The sequence below is a fragment of the Ancylobacter sp. WKF20 genome, from assembly GCF_029760895.1.
Lineage (GTDB): Bacteria > Pseudomonadota > Alphaproteobacteria > Rhizobiales > Xanthobacteraceae > Ancylobacter.
Genome location: NZ_CP121679.1, coordinates 2,263,168 through 2,276,987, shown reverse-complemented (window position 1 = coordinate 2,276,987; position 13,820 = coordinate 2,263,168). Strand labels below are relative to the sequence as shown.

The window sequence follows — 13,820 nt, the reverse complement described above, 5'->3', positions numbered from 1 at the left end:
CGCCTGCTTCATCAGGGCCTGGGAGAGGCCGCATCGAGCTGGGCGAATTCCTCGTCGGTGAGTGTCACGTTCACGCCGGCGACGTTCTCTTCCAGATGCTTGACCTTGCTGGTGCCGGGGATGGGCAGCATCACCGGGCTGCGCTTGAGCATCCAGGCCAGCGCGATCTGACTTGGGGTGGCCCCCTTCGCCTTGGCGAGCGTGTCCACGACGCCACCCGGCTGAGCCAATCCGCCCGATGCCAGCGGAAACCACGGGATGAAGCCGATCCCGTTTGCCTCGCAATAGTCCAGCACGTCCTCATCCGCCCGGGTGACGAGGTTGTACATGTTCTGCACGGTCGCGACGGGGAAGTAGCGGCGGGCGATCTCGATCTGCTCGACCGTAACCTGGCTGAGGCCCGCATAGCGGATGAAGCCTTGGTCGATCATCTCCTTGACGAAGCCGAACTGCTCCTCGAGCGGCAGGGTGGGGTCGATGCGGTGCAGCTGCCAAAGATCGATCTGCTCCACCTTCAGGCGGCGGATGCTCTGGCGCACGGCCTGGCCGAGATAATCCGGCCGGTTGCAGATCGGCCATTGACCTTCAGTGATGCCGGGGCGCAGCAGGCCGCCCTTGGTCGCCACCAGCAGACCGTCATAGGGATGAAGTGCCTCGGCGATCAATTCCTCACTGACATTGGGGCCGTAGCAATCAGCGGTGTCGATGAAGTTGATGCCAAGTTCCGGGAGGCGCCTGAGAACGCGGAGGGCTTCGTCGCGATCTTCCGGATCGCCATAAAAGCCGGGCCCGGTGATGCGCATGGCGCCATAGCCGAGACGATTGATGGTGATGTCTCCGCCAATCTTGAACTGGCCGGACGCGGCGGCATTGATGTCGGACATGGTGCAACTCTCTTCGACGGGGAGGGGGTGCCGACATGACCGCTAACAGCGAGCGGATGGTCGGCTTGATCACACCCTACGAGCAGCGTCATAAAATGTCAATTGGTGACATTTGTCGTAAATAAGCTTTTTGCGCTTTGTGCCGTGCTCTTCGCGCGTCCGTGACGATGCGCAACGGTGCGGGGGACCTCACCATTGCGCATCGCTGCCCGGTCGAAGCACGGCTCAGGCCGGCAATTTCATCTGCTTGCGCAGGCTTTTGTCGAACGCGCGGGCGGGAACCAGGCGCCGCAGGAGATGGAGCTGCCTGGCGGTCTTGCCGGCGGGGTTGCGCAGTTTCGGGGTTGCGGCGGTCGCGCCAGCGACAACGGTGGCGGCCACGGTCTCGGGAGCGTCGCCGGCTTCGATCGAGCTGGTCCAGACACGCGCCATTGCTTCGCGCGCGGCCTCATAGACGCTCGACGGCCGATCGGGTTTCGGTGCGTTCTGGTCGATCAATGTCCGGGTGAAGGCCGGCTCGACCAGGAGCACGCGTATGCCGAGACCCCGCACCTCATGGTCGAGGGATTCAGAATAGCCCTCCAGCGCGTGCTTGGTCGCGGCATAAAGCGCGGCATAGGGGCTGGGAAGGAAGCCCACCACCGAGCTGATGTTGATGATCCGGCCGCTCCGCTGCTGGCGCATGATCGGCAGAACCGCATTGGTGAGCCGGACAACCCCGAAGAAGTTCAGCTCGAACAGCTCCTTGGCCTGCTCGACAGAGGTTTCCTCGGCCGCTGCGATCAACGCACCGCCCGCATTGTTGACGAGCAGGTCGAGCCGCCCGGCCAGATGCGTCACCTCACTCACCACGGCCGCTACCGAGGCGTCGCTGGTTACGTCGCAGGTCAGCATGGTGATGTCGTTGCCGGCCGTTGCGCCCGTCTTGCGGCTGGTGCCGAACACCCGGTAGCCGGCGGCGCGGAGCGCTTTCGCGGTTGCCTGGCCGATGCCGGAGGAAGCCCCCGTGACAAGGGCAACAGGCTTGTTTGATGTGCTCATGAGGGTGCTTCCTCTTCCCCGACGCAACGGTCGGGGCAATGTGAGTGATGAGAACAGGTGCGCGCCGTAAAAGCGGATCTTCGCCCCTCAGCTTCGGCGTGTGTTGCGAATGAAGGCGGCGATCTGGACCGCTGCCATTTCCGGATGCTGATGGTGCGGCCCGTGGCCTGCGCGGGGATAGGTCGTGAGCTGGAGGGTCGGCAGATGGCCGTTCAGCGCATACCAATTCTCGACCGGCATCACGATGTCGTGGTCCCCGCCCACATGCAGGATCGGGACATTGGTCGACTTCAGCAGCTGAAGAATTTCCTCGGACGGAAACAGCGGATTGCGCGGCTCCTGCCCGATCTGGGCGATGGCCCACTCGGCCGGAACGTCCGGGCTGCGGTCTTCCGTGCGGGCGGTGATCCGCTCGAAGGAGCGCCTTGACGCCTCGCGGCTTGCGGCATCGGCTGGCTCGAAGAACACCGTTGTGAACTGGTCGAGGCTGATGCCGGGAGCGGCGGCCGTGTCGTAGAAGAGCTGCTCGCCCGACTTCGCAAGCGTGCCGGGGGGCGTGGTGCCCAGCAGGACAACATGACTGGCTATGTCGCCGGTCATTGCCAGCAGGATCTGCGCGGCGATGCCGCCGATCGACCATCCGCCGATGGCGGGAGCCTTGATCCCCAGGGCGGTGATCAGATCGAGGCCGTCCTTCGCGAGCGACAACGGGTTGTAGGTGGCCTCACCGGTGGACTGACCCAGACCGGAATAGTCAAAGGTGATGACCTGGAGACCCTGACTGGCCAAGGCGTCGATGAACGCCGGGTCCCACAGATCGAGAACGCCGCGAAAACGGTTGCACAGCACCAGCGGCTTGCCCGTGCCGACGACGCGGTAGGCAAGACGCCGGCCGTTGCTTTCCACGAACTGGGTGCGGGCGGCGGCAGAGGTGGCGGCGCCGTGAAGGTGATGGTTGGATTGGTCGGTCATTTCTGGTGTCCTGTCCTGGGATCGCGGGAAGCGGTGATCGTGGCGCCCGGTTCCCATGCGGGAATGTCTGGATGTGAGAGACGTGTAGGCTCAGGCCGAGGCGGGAGCGCGGTAGCGCTCAGCCGGCGCGCCGCCGAGCCCGGACGGGAAGATCGCGCGGGCGTTTTCGAGCGCGTCCCACAGGCCCGCATCCGCCAAGGGGGGAATGGTCACCGGCTCGCGGCGGTCAAAGCCGACGAGGGCGGCGGTGACGAGGTCATCGACCTCCATGACGTTCGGGATCTGGTCGATATCGGCACCGGCCTTGGCCCAGATATCCGTGCGGGTCGCCGCTGGCAGCACGGCCTGCACATAGACGCCCTTCGGTCCGAACTCCGCGGCGAGCCCCTGCGAGAGTGTGAGGATGTAGGCCTTTGTCGCCGCGTAGATGCCGGGGAAATAGGCCGGCATGAGCGAGACCACCGAGCCGATGTTGATGATCGCGCCGGTCCCGCGCGCCACCATCGCACCGACCGCCGCCGAGGCGAGGCGGGTCGGGGCGGTGACGTTGAGGCTAAGCACCTGCTCCATCTTGTCCGGATCGGCGTCCGAGAATGATCCCAGCAGCGCTGCGCCGGCATTGTTCACGAGAAGATCCACGGGTGTCCCGACGCGCAGGCGCTGCTCCACCCGGCTGAGATCGGCGGACACGGTGAGGTCGGCGGTGATGATCTCGACGGCCACAGCGTGCGCCGCGCGCAGCTCAGACGCGAGGGCTTCCAGCTTTTCCGTGCTGCGGGCCACGAGGACGAGGTCATGACCGCGGGCGGCCAGGTGGCGCGCATAAACGGCGCCGATACCGCCGGAGGCGCCGGTGATGAGGGCGGTGGACATGGGTGCTTCTCTCACAGGTGGGAGGGTGACTGAATGTAGATGATGATGATCATCTATTTGAAAAGATGACGCCTGTCATCTATATTTTTCGCTGACGGGAGATCGGAAGAATGGCGCGCAGTCAGAAGCAGAAGGCAGAGAGCCGGCAGGCGATTATGCGGTCCGCCGCGAAGCTGTTTCGGGAGAAGGGTTTTGAGGGTGTCACGGTCGCCGAGGTGATGGACGGCGCCGGTCTCACCCATGGCGGCTTTCCGAGGCACTTCTCCAGCAAGGAGGAACTCATTTCCGCGACTCTGGGCGAGCTGTTTGCCGCGGATGCGCGGGCTCCCTCACTGCCATCGGACGATTTGCGCGCCTTCGTCCGCGCCTATTTGCGGCCCGAGCATCGCCGCGCGCCCGGCAGCGGCTGCGTCTTTGCGGCTCTCGGTCCTGAAATGGCGCGGGCGCCGGGAACCACCCGTGAGGTTCTCACCGAGGCCATCGAGCGCCAGATCGACACATTTACGAGCATTGCCGGTGACGCGGATGCGGAGAAGCGGCGCGTGACCGCGATCGGCACCTGGGCCACGATGATCGGTGCGATGGTGCTGGCGCGGATCGTCAATTCAGAGGCGCTTTCTGACGAAATCCTGGCGTCGGCGCGCGACTTTCTCGAGATCGACGGCTGACGCCTGCATCTTCCAAGGGCCATCCTAAGGGCCATCCTAAGGGCAAGCCGATCGCCTCATGTTCAAAGGCCGGGGCCTTCTGCATGGCGGCAAGGGCTGTAGACAGCGATCCCCTTGCGGGTATATACGCGCTTTATGGTCTCGCCCTGCTATTGTGCCGCGCTGCGAAAGGCGGCCCGACGCCTCAGTGCCTCCTATGACGAGGCGCTGGAGCCGCTGGGCATCAATATCGCCCAGTTCGCTTTGCTGCGGACCGTGGCGCGCAACGAGCGCATCAGCCTGAGCGAGCTGGGGCGCGCCGCCGGGCTCGACCGTTCGACCATTGGCCGCAATGTGCGGGTTCTCGAGCGCCGGCATCTGATGCGGACCAGTCGGGGCGATGACGACAAGCGCGAGGCCGTCATCGCGTTGACGGGCGAGGGGCATGACCTGCTGGCGGCGGCCATTCCCGCATGGGAGCAATGCCAGCAGGCGGTCGAAGGCAGGTTCGGCGAAGAGGGGATAGCCTTGTTGCGCGTGATGTTGAACGCGATCGAAAGCGGCGGATCGCTGCCCGACATCCGGAAGACGGCCTGAGCGAACCAGGGGGCAGGGCGTATCACTTTTCTTCTCTGATGCGGGCATATGCCCGTGATTAAGGTCACCGATGGTCAAATCTGAAACGCCACCTGCTCCGGTTTCACCGCTCGCTGTCGCCCTCGGTCGGCGGGGCATCCATTATGGCTGGGTGGTGGCGGGTGTCACTTTCCTGACCATGCTGGTCACAGCCGGCGCCGTCGGCGCGCCGGGCGTGCTGATGGGGCCGCTGTCCGCCGAGTTCGGCTGGGACACGGCTGACATCTCCTCCGGCTTTGCCCTGAGGCTGGTGCTGTTCGGGCTGATGGGGCCGTTCGCGGCTGCGTTCATGAACCGGTTCGGCTTGCGCCGCGTGGCGACTGTGGCCTTGAGCCTGATTGCCGCCGGTGTGCTCGGCTCCTTCTATATGAGTAAGCTCTGGCACCTGTTCCTGCTGTGGGGCCTCGTTGTCGGCTTCGGCACGGGTCTTACCGCGCTGGTGCTGGGCGCCACGGTGGCGACACGCTGGTTCACGCAGCGCCGAGGGCTCGTCATCGGGCTGCTGACCGCCAGTACGGCGACCGGTCAGCTCGTCTTCCTGCCGTTGCTGGCCTATCTCAGCGAAAGTCTCGGCTGGCGCAGCGCCCTCAGCCTCGTGTTGGGCATGATCTTGGTGGCGGCGGTGGCGGTGCTCGCGCTGATGCGCGACCGGCCGTCCGATGTGGGACTGCTGCCCTACGGCGCGACCGAGGCGCCGGCGGTGCCACCCAAGCCGATGACGCTGACCACCATGCTGGCATCGCCCCTGCTGGCGCTCCGCGATGCCTCGCGCTCCGCCACATTCTGGGTGCTGTTCGGCACCTTCTTTATCTGCGGCGCCTCCACCAACGGGTTGGTACAGACCCATTTCGTATCGCTGTGCGGGGATTACGGGCTGGCAGCGGTCACGGCCGCAGGAATGCTGGCCATGATCGGGGTGTTCGATTTCATCGGGACAGTGGGCTCGGGCTGGCTCTCGGACCGCTTCGACAGCCGCTGGCTGCTGTTCTGGTATTACGGCCTGCGCGGCCTCTCGCTCATTTATCTGACGTATAGCGACTTCAGCTTCTACGGCCTGTCCATCTTCGCCGTCTTCTACGGCCTCGACTGGGTCGCCACCGTGCCTCCCACGGTGAAGCTCGCCGCCGAGCGGTTCGGCGACCGCGCGAATCTCGTGTTCGGCTGGATTTTCGCCGGTCATCAGCTCGGGGCCGCCGCCGCCGCTTACGGGGCTGGCTTCAGCCGCACGTTCTACCAGACCTATCTTCCCGCTTTCTTCATCGCCGGCCTGCTGTGCCTGGCCGCGTCACTCGCCATCGTGGCGGTGCGCGAGCGCAGGCTGGCGCCTGCACCGTTCTGATACCGCTGATGATGACCCATGGAGAGACCCATGCGCAGCTCTGAAATCGTTCTCTCGTCTCCGGTTCGTACGGCGATCGGCGGCTATAATGGCACGTTGAAGGGAACACCCGCGACCGAACTCGGCGCCGTGGCGGTGCGGGAGACGCTGCGGCGGTCCGGCCTCGATCCAGCCCTGTTGGGCGGCGTGTTCATGGGCAATGTGGTGCAGGCGGGAAATCGCATGAACCCGGCGCGTCAAGCGGCCATCGGCGGCGGCGTGCCGGTGAGCGTGCCGGCGTTGACCGTGAACCGTGTGTGTGGCTCCGGCGCCCAGGCCATCGTTTCCGCCGCGCAGGACATTGCCGATGGCAGTAGCGACGTCGCCATTGCCGGCGGCATGGAGAATATGGACCGCGCGCCCTACCTGCTCGAAGGCGGGCGCTGGGGTTATCGTATGGGCCCCGCACCGGTGCTCGACAGCATGCTCACCGATGGGCTGAACGACGCCTTCTCGGGCGAGCACTCCGGCTGGCACACGGAAGATCTCGTCAGCAAGATGCAGATCACCCGAGCCGAGCAGGATGCTTTTGCCGCTCGCTCTCAGCAGCGCTTCGCTACCGCCCAGAAAGATGGGCGTTTCGCGCCCGAGATCGTGGCCGTCGAGGTGAAGGGCCGCAAGGCGGCGGAGACATTCGCCGTGGACGAGGCGCCGCGGCCGGACACCACGGTGGATACGCTCGCGAGACTGCGCCCCGCCTTCCGGCCGGAGGGCAGCATCACCGCCGGCAATGCGCCGGGGCTCAACAGCGCCGCCGCCGCCATGATTGTGGCGGAGCGCGGCTTTGCCGAACGACAGGGGCTGGAGCCCATGGGCAGGATCGCCGGCTATGGCGTGGCCGCCGTCGAGCCGGGCATGTTCGGCCTCGGCCCCGTGCCGGCTGTGCATAAGGCGCTGGCGCGAGCCGGCTGGGCGCTGGGCGATGTCGAGCGGATCGAGATCAACGAGGCCTTCGCGGCTGTGCCCATCGCCGTGGCGCGTCAACTCGGCCTGCCCGAGGACATCGTGAACGTCGACGGTGGCGCCATCGCGCACGGCCATCCGATCGGCGCGACCGGGGCGATCCTCGTGACACGTCTGCTGTATGCCATGCGCCGCGATGGCCTCACCCGCGGTGTCGTCACCCTGTGCATTGGCGGCGGCCAGGGTATCGCTCTGGCTCTGGAGGCTCTGTGAGCCGCGGCTCGGTGAATTGTGCCACGGCTAGCCGGTAACGGCGTTAGCCTCTTCCCGGTGAGAATGACCGTTCAGCATCGGTCACTCCCGAATATGAGCGCGGCGGTTATCAATCGCCGAAGCGTATGAGCGCACTAGCCTCGTCAAACAGCTCAAGCAGCGGGCGGTTTCCGTTGTCCTCGACCCAGCGGCCGATCACAATTCTCAGCACGGAAAAGACCACCGCCGGGTAAAGCACGGCGTGCCAATCGCCGGCACCGGACGAACCGCTTCGCTCCTTCAGCAACTGCGTCACCTGCTCCGCGAGCTGGGAGGACATTTCCAGCTTGCGCGCACGGATCGCCGACGAAGAGGCAATCGTGCGCTCGATCGTCAGATAAAAGCTGGCCTGGGTTTGGTAGTGCGCCAACATTGCGCGCGCACTCGCGAGCAGAGAGACATGCGCGGCTTCGCTGGTCGGCCGATCCGCGAGGCTAGAGATGAAGACGGACATTCCCTCTTCGACCCAGCTTACGACGATATCTTCCTTGGTGGAAAAATAGCGCAGGAGTGTCCGAGGCGAGACATCAACCGCATCGGCGATCTGGTTAATCGTGGTCTCTGCAAAACCCTGCTTGTCGAAAAGCTCAAGCGCGACCGCCAGTAGATCGGCGCGGGTCCTATCTTTCTTGCGCTCTCGAAGACCCACAGCGACCCCTTTTTGCGGAACAGATTTCAATTATGTCATAAAAGTCAGTTAGTGACAAATGTCTGTTGGCTGCACAGAGCCGGGGCTGACCCGAACCCGCCGGAGTTTGGCGTTTCCGGCCCTTGTGAGCCTCTTTACGCGCTGCCCATCGCGCGCTCCAGCGCTACGCAAGCTTGTCGTCGTATTCAATGCCGCTTCACCATTGGATTACCTTGGGGTAGCCTCATCGTTCCTGGCAGGCTTGCGAGAACTGGGACGGGTCCAGGATCGAGGCGGGAGAGTGGCCGTTGACGACGCTGACGCTCAATCTGACTGCGACCCTCCAGTCCACGCTCACTGCCGGCGGCGCGAGCAACGGCGTGTCCGCCTATGCGGTCTATTTCGACACGAGTGGCGCGGCGAACTTCACGACACTGGTCGATAACGGCGGCCTCCAGGGCACGGGCACCTACATCATCAACCTGCCGACCATGCCGGCGGGCAAGATCTATTTTCTGATCCAGAGCCAGGACAGCTCCGAGCCCTACGACCTGACCTCACTGATCCAGGACCAGGCCGATATCAACTGGGCCAACGCAGCCACCTGGGGCGTGCGCTATGACAGCTTCGAATTCTCGCTGGAAGGTCAGACGGGCGACGCCGGCAACCTGACATCGGTGGAGAGCTTCGGCCTGCCGATGGAGGTGGAGGTCGAGTATCAGGACGGGTCGAATGTGGTGCGGGCCACCGACACGCGCGGCTACAACGTCTCGGGCAGCACCTTCTTCACCGATCTCTCCGGCACCGCCACCGGCGTCATCTACACCTACACGGACGGCGCGCTCGCCGGCGACAACCGGATGGCCATCGGGCCGGCCACGGCTGTCGTGCCCGGTTCCGGCTCGACGTCGTTTCAGGCGAGCGACTGGGACACCTATATCGACAGCCTGCAGACGCAGTCGGGGACCACCGGCGTCTTCATCTCCGGCTTCTTCAACGGCGCCGTCGACGCCAACAACGTCTATCACAACGCCGGCTATTACAGCTACGAGCTGACCTGGGATCCGACGCATCAGAACGCGGACAGCACCGTCGGCACCTTCTGGCTTTCACCGACGGACAGCCAGATTTCCGGCTACAGCACGATTGCCGGCTTCAGCCAGATCCAGGGCTACATCCAGATCACGCCGGACCAGCTCGCCAACAGCATCTATTCGACGCTGGGCTCGGCCTACATTTATTCCGACCCGACCTCGTCCACGCCCTACAATATCGCGCTCTCGCCCGGCGCGATGAACACCGGCGCCAACAACCAGTGGGGCGAGGTTCTCACCCAGCTGCTCACCGGGTTCTCCGCTGGCTATATCGGCATGAGCGGCACGTCGCTGAATTCCGGCGTGACGCAGGCGATCAATCTCAGCAACAATTCCAACTGGGATCCGACCTACGCCTTCGGCCGCAATCTCGCGGGCGGCGATGTGCCCGACCATGTCGACCCCTACTCGAACCTTTTCTTCCTCAACACCAATTCCTACGGGTCGAACTATTCCGACAATCTGATGTCGGCCTACAGCAATGGCGGGCCGCTCATCAGCCTGTACAGCCCCTACAGCCAGACCGACGTCTCCAATATCAACCTGACCATCTTCGACGACAGCGAGACGCCCACGGGCTATGTCACGCCCACCATCGACAATTACATCAACGCGACGTTCGATCCGGCGGTGGCCACCGCCTCCGGCATCAGCATCGGGCTGAATTTCTTCAACCAGATGGTGATGCTCGACGACACGGTCGCGAGCATCACGCTGCGGTTCCAGACCGCCGATGGCTGGCAGGAACTCGAACTTTCCGCCGCGGCGAATACGAGCACCGGCAATCCCGGCAGCCTGTGGGACGACTGGACCATCGTCCAGAACGGCGACGGCACCTTCTCCGTCAGCGCCGGCGGGAACGCGCAGACCACCGGCGCGCTGGTGATTACCAATCCTCCCGCCCCCGCCAATGGCGTCGCCTGGTATCAGCTCGTCGTCCACGATGTGGACGATCCCGGCGGCACGGCGGCGAACGCCAAGACCTTCAACCTCTACGCCACGACCTCCGGCTCGCTGTTCGTGAACCCTGCCTATTCCGGGCAGGCCGGCTCGCTGGCGGTGGATGGGCTGGCGATCGTCGCGCCGCAGGCGAGCAGCGCTTCCACCATCCTCACCTTCTCGGTGGACTTCCTTTACGCGGCGACCTCGACCATCGATGCCTCGCTGCTGACCACCAATCTTCCCGATGCGCTCTCGATTTTCCACAGCCTCTACGGCAACAGCACGCTGCCGACCGCTGCGGTGGTCGGCGATATGTCCAGCGGCAGTTTCGTCGCTGGAACCGGGCAGACCACGACCACCGCGCCGGTTGCCACGTTGCAGTCGGGCGAACTCGCCTTTGGCTGGACGGGCTACAACCCGCTGGCCTGGACGACCAATGGCAGTGGCGACACCATCGGGTCGTCCTGGATCAGCCAGTACAGCAACAAGATCGGCGCCGGAAACCTCGCCCGGCTGACCTTTGCCGGCACCTCCCTGATGCCAGTGGCGGCCATTGGCGACATTGACGGGCAGTGGCTCTCCGGCACGCATAATTTCGGCAACGGCACTTATACGGCTACCTTTATCGAGTACCTCTCCAGCGACACCACTTTCGCCAACCCGCTGACTCCCACATCCAGCACGCTGAACTTCACGGTCAACGTCGCGGAGGTCGACCTGCTTGCCGCCACCAGCGGGGTAGGGCTTGCGCTTGATGGGGGTGGCGCGGGCGTCGCCGGCAACTGGATTTATCTTCAGACGCTGTCCATCGGAAGCGGCGGTCTTCCCCCGGATGCCACACTCATCCTTTACGCCACCGATGCGAGCGGCAATCTCGTTGCCCGCGATGGCACCATTGGGCCCGGCGTCACCTTGGCGGACGCCGCGCTCGGGAACATCGGCAACATCCTGAGCGATTCCGATGCGCAGCTCCTTTCCGGGTCGCAGATGGTGTATCTCGGGCTCGGCCAAGAATTGCGCTTTGCGGTGAAGGCGGGCAGCGGCGCCATCGATATGGCGCCCAACGTCACGATCAACGTTCAGGCCGACGGTAGCGCCGAGATCGACGTCGGGAGTTTCCGGCTCTCGGCTGTGACCGACAACACGCTCGACGCGGCCGCCGAGCTCGCCTCGGCCCAGCACCGCTATGACGAGGCGCTGGTCTATCTCACCCATGGCGCCATGATCGAGGTGGAACTGACCGGCAGTTCCGCCAACACCAACACGCTGGGCTTCGTGCGTTTCGACATGGACGCGCAGGGTAATCTGAGTGTCGACGGCGTCGCCTATGGCAATAACGACGCCTTTCGCGCCGCGGTGGTCGACAATCTCGATCCCGGCTTCCTGGTGGCACGCGGCGGGCAGACGTCGATCGACCGGACGTGGACCGTCCAGGGCAGTGATGGTTACTACGCGCCGGTTCTGCTGACGCAGAATGGCGATATCTTCGTGCCGGGCACCGGCAATTCCGGCGGCCACGAATACATCCGCATATTCGGCGAGAACATGTTCGGCTTTGAGGATCTCACCGCCGCGCAGAATTCGGATTTCGACTACAACGACATGGCGATGAGGCTGACGCCCATGCAGTCGATCTTCTGAATGCGTCAGCTGAGGCAGGCGCCTCGCGTAGAGAGTTCTCGCGGATGTCCGGTCGGCCTGTGAGGCGAGCGGAAAGCGAGATTGAGGGGGCGTTACGTGTTCGCGCATCGGGGCCAGTCGGGGCCGACGGAAAAGACCGGGACCGCGCTGACCGCCGCCCTGCGCTCCGCCCGCCGTGGCTTTACGGCCGTCATCGTCTTCAGCTTCTTCATCAATGTGCTCGGCCTCGCCGGCCCGATCTACATGATGCAGATCTATGACCGCGTGCTGAGCAGCCGCAACCTGTCGACGCTGGCCGTGCTCACGCTGCTGATCGCCTTTCTCTATGCGGTCAGCGCCATCCTCGAATGGCTGCGCGCGTCGCTTCTGGTCCGGGCGGGCCTTGGCTTCGACCGCGAGGTCGCCGGTCCTGTGTTCAACGCGGTGCATCGCGCCTGCCTGCGCCGGCCGTCCTCCGCCCATACGCAGGCGCTGCGCGACGTCGATACCGTCCGTGACTATCTGTCGAGCGGACTGATCGTCCTGTGTGACCTGCCCTGGGTGCCGATCTACATCCTCGTCGCCACTGCGCTCAGCCCCTGGTACGGCGCCATCGCCGTGGTGAGTTGCCTGCTGTCCGGCGCCCTCGCTTTCGTCAATGACCGCTGGACGCGCGGTCTGTTCGATGAGGCCACCCGCGCCGGCATGTCCGCCGCCAATCAGGCGATCACCACCTTCCGCAATGCCGAGGTGCTGCGGCCCATGGGCATGCTGGGCAATCTGCGGGCGCAATGGGGAGAGCGCCGCGACACCGCACTGGCCTCGCAGGCCGAGGCGATGGACCGGCGCGGCCTGCTGCTGGCGGCCTCGCATTACAACCGCCTGCTCACCCAGAGCCTGATCCTCGGCCTCGGCGCCTATCTCGCCATTCAGCGGGAGATTTCGCCGGGTGTGATCATCGCCGGCTCGATCATCGTCGGCCGCTGCACCCAGCCGATCGAGATGGCGATCGGCAACTGGAAGGCCCTGCTGGGGGCACACTCGGCCTTTCGCCGGGTGCAGGACATGCTGCGCGCCGTGCCGGAGGAAGCGCCCGCCATCCGCCTGCCGGACCCCAAGGGCGCCCTGCAGATGGAGAACGTTTTCGCCCATGCGCCTGGCACCGACGTTCCGGTGCTGCGCGGCATCAGCTTCTCGCTGCCGGCGGGAAAGGTACTCGGCATCATCGGCCCCAGCGCGGCGGGAAAGTCGTCGCTGGCCCGCCTCATCGTCGGCGCCTGGCAACCGACGGCGGGAACGGTGAGGCTGGACGGATCGGATCTGCGGCACTGGGATCCCGACCAGCTCGGCCCACGCCTCGGCTATCTGCCGCAGGATGTCGAGCTGTTTCACGGCACCGTCGCCGACAATATCGGCCGATTCAGCGCGCGCGATGACGCGAAGGTGGTGCAGGCGGCGCAGATCGCCGGCACCCATGAAATCATCCAGCGGCTGCCGCGCGGCTATGCCACGGATATTGGCGAAGCGGGCGCGTCGCTCTCCGGCGGCCAGCGCCAGCGCATCGCTCTCGCCCGCGCGCTCTACGATCTGCCGGCCTTGGTGGTGCTCGACGAGCCCAATTCCAGCCTCGACGCGGCCGGCGAGCAGGCGCTGATCCGCGCCGTGCAGGAGCTTGCTCGCACTGGACGCACCGTCGTGCTGATTACGCATGTGGCGAGCATGCTCAGCCTTTGCGATGTGGTTCTGGTCCTCAATGAAGGGGTGATGAGCGGCTTCGGTCCGCGCGACGAAGTGCTCGCCAAGCTGCGCGCGCCACGCCTCGTCGCGGCACCAGCTACGGCTCCGTCGACCGGCCGGTCGGCGGGCAACGCCGCAGCCGGAGAGGGGTGA

At 64.9% G+C, this 13,820-nt stretch carries 11 protein-coding genes; 6 read left to right on the top strand and 5 right to left on the bottom strand.

The annotated features are described in order from the left end of the window. Positions 1-11: 11 nt before the first annotated feature. The 4 genes from AncyloWKF20_RS10600 to AncyloWKF20_RS10585 form a co-directional block, all read right to left on the bottom strand. Positions 12-884 (bottom strand): aldo/keto reductase, encoded by an 873-nt coding sequence (locus AncyloWKF20_RS10600; RefSeq protein ID WP_279317804.1) that lies wholly within the window; start codon positions 882-884, stop codon positions 12-14. 225 nt (positions 885-1,109) lie between these two features. Beyond that, on the bottom strand, positions 1,110-1,925 hold the full coding sequence (locus AncyloWKF20_RS10595) for an oxidoreductase (RefSeq protein WP_279317803.1): 816 nt from the start codon (positions 1,923-1,925) through the stop codon (positions 1,110-1,112). An 87-nt stretch (positions 1,926-2,012) separates the two neighbouring features. Continuing rightward, positions 2,013-2,897: an alpha/beta hydrolase gene (locus AncyloWKF20_RS10590; RefSeq protein ID WP_279317802.1), complete on the bottom strand. Its 885-nt coding sequence runs from the start codon at positions 2,895-2,897 to the stop codon at positions 2,013-2,015. A 90-nt stretch (positions 2,898-2,987) separates the two neighbouring features. Then, positions 2,988-3,770, bottom strand: coding sequence for an SDR family oxidoreductase (locus AncyloWKF20_RS10585; RefSeq protein ID WP_279317801.1), 783 nt, complete (start codon positions 3,768-3,770; stop codon positions 2,988-2,990). A gap of 110 nt (positions 3,771-3,880) precedes the next feature. Between AncyloWKF20_RS10585 and AncyloWKF20_RS10580 the strand changes: the two genes are divergently transcribed. From AncyloWKF20_RS10580 to AncyloWKF20_RS10565, 4 genes are all read left to right on the top strand, one after another. Further along, positions 3,881-4,438, top strand: a complete 558-nt coding sequence (locus AncyloWKF20_RS10580) for a TetR/AcrR family transcriptional regulator (RefSeq protein ID WP_279317800.1) — start codon at positions 3,881-3,883, stop codon at positions 4,436-4,438. Between the two features lie 135 nt (positions 4,439-4,573). Next, a complete protein-coding gene (locus AncyloWKF20_RS10575) occupies positions 4,574-5,014 on the top strand; it encodes a MarR family transcriptional regulator (protein WP_279317799.1) in 441 nt (146 codons plus the stop codon). A 70-nt stretch (positions 5,015-5,084) separates the two neighbouring features. Further along, the gene (locus AncyloWKF20_RS10570; protein ID WP_279317798.1) at positions 5,085-6,392 is read left to right on the top strand and encodes an MFS transporter; all 1,308 of its coding nucleotides are present in this window, start codon (positions 5,085-5,087) and stop codon (positions 6,390-6,392) included. Positions 6,393-6,422: 30 nt separating this feature from the next. Beyond that, positions 6,423-7,607 carry a thiolase family protein gene (locus AncyloWKF20_RS10565; protein WP_279317797.1) on the top strand — a complete coding sequence of 395 codons (1,185 nt, stop codon included), beginning with the start codon at positions 6,423-6,425 and terminating at the stop codon, positions 7,605-7,607. A gap of 109 nt (positions 7,608-7,716) precedes the next feature. On the opposite strand, the gene AncyloWKF20_RS10560 is transcribed toward AncyloWKF20_RS10565, so the two are convergent. After that, positions 7,717-8,325, bottom strand: coding sequence for a TetR/AcrR family transcriptional regulator (locus tag AncyloWKF20_RS10560; protein WP_279317796.1), 609 nt, complete (start codon positions 8,323-8,325; stop codon positions 7,717-7,719). Positions 8,326-8,582: 257 nt separating this feature from the next. Here AncyloWKF20_RS10560 and AncyloWKF20_RS10555 point away from each other — a divergent pair, with 257 nt between their 5' ends. Then, entirely contained in the window at positions 8,583-11,951 is a 3,369-nt protein-coding gene (locus AncyloWKF20_RS10555) for a hypothetical protein (RefSeq protein ID WP_279317795.1), read from the top strand. Positions 11,952-12,047: 96 nt separating this feature from the next. After that, positions 12,048-13,820 carry a type I secretion system permease/ATPase gene (locus AncyloWKF20_RS10550; RefSeq protein WP_279317794.1) on the top strand — a complete coding sequence of 591 codons (1,773 nt, stop codon included), beginning with the start codon at positions 12,048-12,050 and terminating at the stop codon, positions 13,818-13,820.

Excerpts from the sequence above, each read along its gene's own strand:
- AncyloWKF20_RS10600 (WP_279317804.1), bottom strand. The coding sequence starts at position 884 with ATGTCCGACATCAATGCCGCCGCGTCCGGCCAGTTCAAGATTGGCGGA.
- AncyloWKF20_RS10575 (WP_279317799.1), top strand. The coding sequence starts at position 4,574 with ATGGTCTCGCCCTGCTATTGTGCCGCGCTGCGAAAGGCGGCCCGACGC.
- AncyloWKF20_RS10585 (WP_279317801.1), bottom strand. The coding sequence starts at position 3,770 with ATGTCCACCGCCCTCATCACCGGCGCCTCCGGCGGTATCGGCGCCGTT.
- AncyloWKF20_RS10580 (WP_279317800.1), top strand. The coding sequence starts at position 3,881 with ATGGCGCGCAGTCAGAAGCAGAAGGCAGAGAGCCGGCAGGCGATTATG.
- AncyloWKF20_RS10590 (WP_279317802.1), bottom strand. The coding sequence starts at position 2,897 with ATGACCGACCAATCCAACCATCACCTTCACGGCGCCGCCACCTCTGCC.
- AncyloWKF20_RS10570 (WP_279317798.1), top strand. The coding sequence starts at position 5,085 with ATGGTCAAATCTGAAACGCCACCTGCTCCGGTTTCACCGCTCGCTGTC.
- AncyloWKF20_RS10595 (WP_279317803.1), bottom strand. The coding sequence starts at position 1,925 with ATGAGCACATCAAACAAGCCTGTTGCCCTTGTCACGGGGGCTTCCTCC.
- AncyloWKF20_RS10565 (WP_279317797.1), top strand. The coding sequence starts at position 6,423 with ATGCGCAGCTCTGAAATCGTTCTCTCGTCTCCGGTTCGTACGGCGATC.